Here is a 5,155-nt window from a genome sequence, read left to right as displayed (position 1 = left end):
ATATTATGCGCCAGCGGGCCTTCCGCCTTGCCGCCAATGATCACCGGCATGATGCCCGCATCGGCAATCCGCGTCGCCAGTTCGGCATAATGCTCTTCCGGCCAGCGCTTGGCCTCCCGGTGCTCCGATGCACCCGGGATGAGCAGCATATAAGGATCGGTCAGGGCGAAATAGGCCGGCTGCAGGCGCGGCGTGTCGCCCAGCTTGTGGCGTACCCAGGACAGGTCCGGGAAGGGCGCACTGGTGCCCAGCCACCGGCCTTCCGGCGCAACGCCTGCCACTTCCAGCTGCTCGGCCAGCCGGTCAATCGAGTGCATCTTCCCGCGCTCGGCATTGTCATGGAAGAAGGCCGCCCGCTCATGGTGGCCCGACCAGAGCGGCGTCTTGCCCGACCGGCTCAGCGCGGTGAAATAGTTCTTCGTCCGGCCGCTGGTCTGGAAATCGTAGATAATATCATAGTTCATCTTGCGGATACGCTGGATCAGGGCGCCCGTGGCCTTCATGCCTTCCGGCCGGCCATCGGTCTCGATCCGGTCGACATAGGGGCAGAGTTTCGCGAATTCCTCGAAGAAAGGCGTCGTCAGCAATGTGATCCGCGCCGACGGGTGCATCTCGCGCACCGCCTTCATCGCGCCCAGAGCCAGCACAAAGTCGCCCAGCGCGCTCAGCTTGATAACGAGCACTTCCTTGGCCTTGGCGCCGGGATTAGCCGGGCTCATCGGTACGTCTGCTTTCGCCATCCCTGCTTACTAGGTCCCTACTCCAGCAAACGCTTATAGACATTAAGCGTCGCCGCCTGAAGCCCCTGCTTGGAGAAATGCGCGCGCGCATGCGCCTGGCCGGCTTTTCCCATGCCCGCCCGGGCCGATGCACCGACGTCCAGGAAAGCCCGGATCGCCCCGGCCAGCGCCGCCGGATCGCCCGGCTCGGCTCGCGCGCCCGTCTCGCCCTCGATCACGGTTTCACGCCCGCCGCCATGATCGGCCACGATCACAGGCCGCCCCATGGCCGAGGCTTCGACCGCCACACGCCCGAAGGCTTCCGGCCGGATCGACGGTGTCAGCACGATATCCGCGGCCAGGCAGGCCGCCGGCATGTCGCGCTCATGTTCGGCCAGGATCACCGTGCCACCCAGCTTGTAGTCCAGGATCGCATCTTCCAGCCGGGTGACATAGGCCGCCCGGCCCTGCGGATCGCCCGCCAGCACAAGGACAAGGCCCTTCAGCTCCTGCACCGACATCAGCCCCAGCGCCTCGATGGCCACAAGCTGGCCCTTCCACTCGGTCAGCCGTCCCGGCAGGAGCAGCGTCACACGCGGATCGCCCGCAATGCCCCAGCGCTGCCTGACCGCCGCGATCCGCGACGGCGTCACCGCCACCGGATCGAATTCGGCGAAGTCCACGCCGCGCGGGATCGTGACAATCCTGTCCTCTGCGAGGCCGTGCTCGGCATGCACATGTGCCGCGATCCAGTTCGAATTGGCGATCACGAGGTCGCCTTTCGCCATCACGGAATTATAGGCCCGCTTCAGCCGTGTCTTGCCCGAATAGGCGCCATGATAAGTCGTCACGAAGGGCACACCTGCCGCCTGCGCGGCCCAATAGGCGCTCCAGGCCGGCGCGCGTGATCGGGCATGCACAAGGCTGACATTCTCGCGCGCGATCAGGCGCTCCAGTTTACGCTGGTTCAGCTTGAGCGTGATCGGGTTCTTCGATTTGGCATCCATCGGGAACAGTTCGCCGCCCAGCGCCGCAAACTCATCTTCCAGCCGGCCGCCTTTGCTGGCCAGCAGGGCGCGGCCGCCGGCCGCAATAATTGCTTCGGTCACTTCCAGCACAGTGCGTTCCACGCCCCCTGCTGAAAGCTCTGGCGCCACCTGCAGGATGGTCTTGCCGGTCATGTCCGGGAAATCGTCCAAAGCCGCTCTCGCCCCTCGCTCGCTTGACAGGGGAAACAGATGAAGGAACGGAAGGGCGATGACAACGTCCTATTTCACCAGCCCTGAGGGCAGGCGCCTCGCCTTTCGCCACAATCCCGCCAGCACTGGCAAGCTCACATTCGTCTGGATGTGCGGCTTCAAGTCCGACATTAGCGGCACCAAGGTTCTCCGGCTCGAAGACTGGGCGAATCGGACGGGCCATGGCTTTTTGGCCTTCGACTATTCCGGTCATGGCGAGTCGGACGGCGCCTTTGAAGACGGCACGGTCAGCCAGTGGCGCGCCGATGCGCTGGCCGCCATCGACAGCCAGACAGACGGGCCGCTCGTGATTGTCGGCTCCAGCATGGGCGGCTGGATGGCGCTGCTCGCCGCCCTCGCCCGCCCGGACCGCGTGAAAGGCCTCGTCCTGATCGCGCCCGCGCCGGACTTTACCGAAAAGCTGATGTGGCCCGAATTCTCAGCCGAGGCACAGGCCGAGATCATGGAACAGGGCTTCACGCTGCGCCCGTCAGACTATGATGAACCCTACACGATCACCCGCGCCCTCATCGAGGACGGCCGCCAATGGCAGATCCTCGACAAGCCGATCGGCTTTGACGGCCCGGTCCGCATCCTCCAGGGCATGCAGGATTCCGACGTGCCATGGACCCACGCCGCCCGCCTCGTTGATGCGCTGACAACCAGCAACCTGGCCATCACCCTCATCAAGGATGGCGACCACCGTCTCAGCCGCGAGCAGGACATTGCCCGCCTGCTCGCAACCTGTGACGAGATGGCCGCGACGCTGGCCTAGAGCCGCGACCCGTCGAGCGTCACGTCCGACTTGCGCCAGACAATGTCGAACATGTGCTTCATTTCAGCGGCCTCGTCGGTCTTGCCCTGTGCGGTCAGCGCTTTCATCAGTCCCGACATCGACCAGCCATTGTGCGGATAGTCTTCCAGGTCCTTGCGATAGACCGCTTCGGCCTCGGCAAACTGGCCTGCCGCGATATGGGCCTCACCCAGCGATTGCCGCGTCGGGTAATACCAGAAGGGCGGTTCGGTATAGGGCAGCGAATCCTGTGCCTCGACCGCTGCCGAGAAATGCGCGATCGCCTCATCGTGACGCGCTTCGACACTGGCAATCTCGCCCAGCAGGAGTTCGTCGGCGATCGTCAGCAACGTGCTCGCCGGATAGTCCGCAGTATCGAGGAAGCTGATCTGCACACTGCCTTTCAGGGTCGCCAGCTTCTCGCGTTCTGCATTCGCGGTTTCCGTATTGCCCGTCCGCGCCGCCGCAACGCCGCGCGCGTAGTGCCAGATCGCATTGGAGTAATCGAGTTGCTCCGGCGGCTGCTCAAGCGTCAGAATTTTCTCCCACTGCCCGAACTGCACCAGTGCCAGCATCGGCACCGTCTTGAAGAATTCGATGGTCGGGAATTGCTCGATCTGTTCCAGCCGCACATTGTCGGCCAGTTTATGCGCCGTACTGATCGCCATGTCGCGCTGGCCGGCCATGCTGGAGGCCGCCCACAGGAAGTGGATATTGTGCGGATAGTAGAGCGCCGGATAGAAACCCTGCGCATTGCACTGGGCGATATAATCCTCGTCCACCTTGGCCGCACGTATATTGGCGGTCGCCGCGTCGTCGTAGCGTCCGACACGCCAGTAGATGTGCGCTGGCATATGCACGAGGTGGCCTGACCCCGGAACCAGGTTGGCCAGCATGTCCGCCTCATCTTCCGCCCGCCCCGGATTGTGCGAGGCTTCGACCGCGTGAATATAAAGGTGCAGCGCCAGTGGGTGCTCGGGCGACCGCGCGATGATGTCTTCCAGCGTATTGATCACTTTCACCGTCTCGGGCTTCGGTTCGCCATCGGCAGACCAGTAATCCCACGGCATCGTGTTCATCCAGGCTTCGGCATACATCGCGGCGGCATCATCATCCTCGGGATGATCTGCCACATACTGCCCCATCGCCTCGGCATAGGCCACGTCCAGCGGCTCGCGCGGAGTCGTGGCATCGCCATTATAGCGCGTCGCCAGCGCCGCGATCAGCGCCTGCTCGTCCGGGCTCGCACCGTCCTTCAAGGCCAGCGCCTTGTTGATCGCCGCAAAAGCCGACACGCGGTCAGCTTCGGACATAACCGCCTTGCCCTTGCTGGTAACATTGATGTTCGGCCCTGTCGCCAGCGCTTCTCCCCAGAAGCACATCGCGCAGTCCGGATCGAGTTTCTGCGCAGCACGGAATGAACGGATACTCTCGGCATGATTGAAGCCGAAGGCCAGCACCATGCCCTGGTCGAAATAGGCCTGCGCGTCCGGGCTGCTTGTCGTGATCTCGCGGTGGAAATCGCCCATGCCTTCGAACAAGGGCGCGCCCGCCAGTGTCGCCACGTCGACCTTCTCGGCGGCAGGTGTCGTCACCTCAACCGGCACAGCGGTCTCGGCCACGCCGCGCTCGCGCTCATGATGCCGGAAATGGCTGCAGCTTGTCAGTGCAATGGCGCTGACCGCCATCAGGATATGTTTGCTTGTCATGTTTCGTCCCCTCTTTGCAGGCCCGTCAGCGTCCGCCCACGACCACCTGCGTATAATACGCCCAGCCTAGCACAAAATGCCGGCCAGATTGACCCCGCTCAGGGCTTTCATCCCGGCCGGCAAAATTACAAATACGTAAGTGACCGACGGATCGCGGGTCTATCCTCGTTCAAGCCGGATACAAAATCCGCTTGAAGGTCTCCCCAAACATGAACCATTTTCGATCCCGCATCGCGGTGCCTGCCGCCTGCCTGGCTGCGGCCCTGCTCGCCACTGCCTGCGCATCGCGTCCCCAGCCACAGCGCAATGATGACACACAGCGCGAACGCCCCAACGTGCAGGGTGGCATGATCGCAAGACCGATTGCGCTCCTCTTTGCCGGTATGGATGTCGACCACGACCATGTCATCGACGAGGCCGAACTGGCCAATGGCATCACGCGGGAATGGCAGGCCATGGGCACGCGCACCGTCTCGGCATTGTCCCTGGCCGAATGGTCCGTCTACGCCCTCGGCGATGCCGACGCCCTGCCCAATCATATTGCGTTTGACAGGAATTTCGACGGACAGGTGACCGAGGCCGAATTCCGCGCGCGCCTGATCAGCGAGTTTGCCCAACTTGACGCGAACCATGACAAGCAGCTCACGCGCGCCGAATTGCTCATCAAGGCCCCCGCCCGGTCGCAGTCACGCACGA

5 protein-coding genes are annotated in these 5,155 nt (G+C 63.4%); 2 read left to right on the top strand and 3 right to left on the bottom strand.

Going from position 1 to position 5,155, the window contains the following annotated elements:
• A partial coding sequence (locus tag AADA04_RS10815; protein WP_340693279.1) for a glycosyltransferase family 9 protein occupies positions 1-740 on the bottom strand: 740 nt, incomplete at its 3' end.
• A gap of 17 nt (positions 741-757) precedes the next feature.
• Positions 758-1,918, bottom strand: coding sequence for a glycosyltransferase family 4 protein (locus AADA04_RS10810; RefSeq protein WP_340693278.1), 1,161 nt, complete (start codon positions 1,916-1,918; stop codon positions 758-760).
• 58 nt (positions 1,919-1,976) lie between these two features.
• On the opposite strand from AADA04_RS10810, the gene AADA04_RS10805 reads away from it, so the two are divergent.
• Positions 1,977-2,732 (top strand): alpha/beta hydrolase, encoded by a 756-nt coding sequence (locus tag AADA04_RS10805; RefSeq protein WP_340693277.1) that lies wholly within the window; start codon positions 1,977-1,979, stop codon positions 2,730-2,732.
• Here the strand turns inward: AADA04_RS10805 and AADA04_RS10800 are convergent.
• Positions 2,729-4,459 (bottom strand): tetratricopeptide repeat protein, encoded by a 1,731-nt coding sequence (locus AADA04_RS10800; RefSeq protein ID WP_340693276.1) that lies wholly within the window; start codon positions 4,457-4,459, stop codon positions 2,729-2,731. The two genes, AADA04_RS10805 and AADA04_RS10800, sit on opposite strands and share 4 nt — an antisense overlap.
• Before the next feature lie 209 nt (positions 4,460-4,668).
• Between AADA04_RS10800 and AADA04_RS10795 the strand changes: the two genes are divergently transcribed.
• Positions 4,669-5,155, top strand: a 487-nt coding sequence (locus AADA04_RS10795; protein ID WP_340693275.1) for a hypothetical protein, incomplete at its 3' end; no start/stop codon positions are given.

Source organism: Hyphomonas sp. (assembly GCF_037969335.1).
GTDB lineage: Bacteria > Pseudomonadota > Alphaproteobacteria > Caulobacterales > Hyphomonadaceae > Hyphomonas.
The sequence above is the reverse complement of the archived record's forward strand: the minus strand, read 5'-3'. Positions and strand labels throughout refer to the sequence as shown.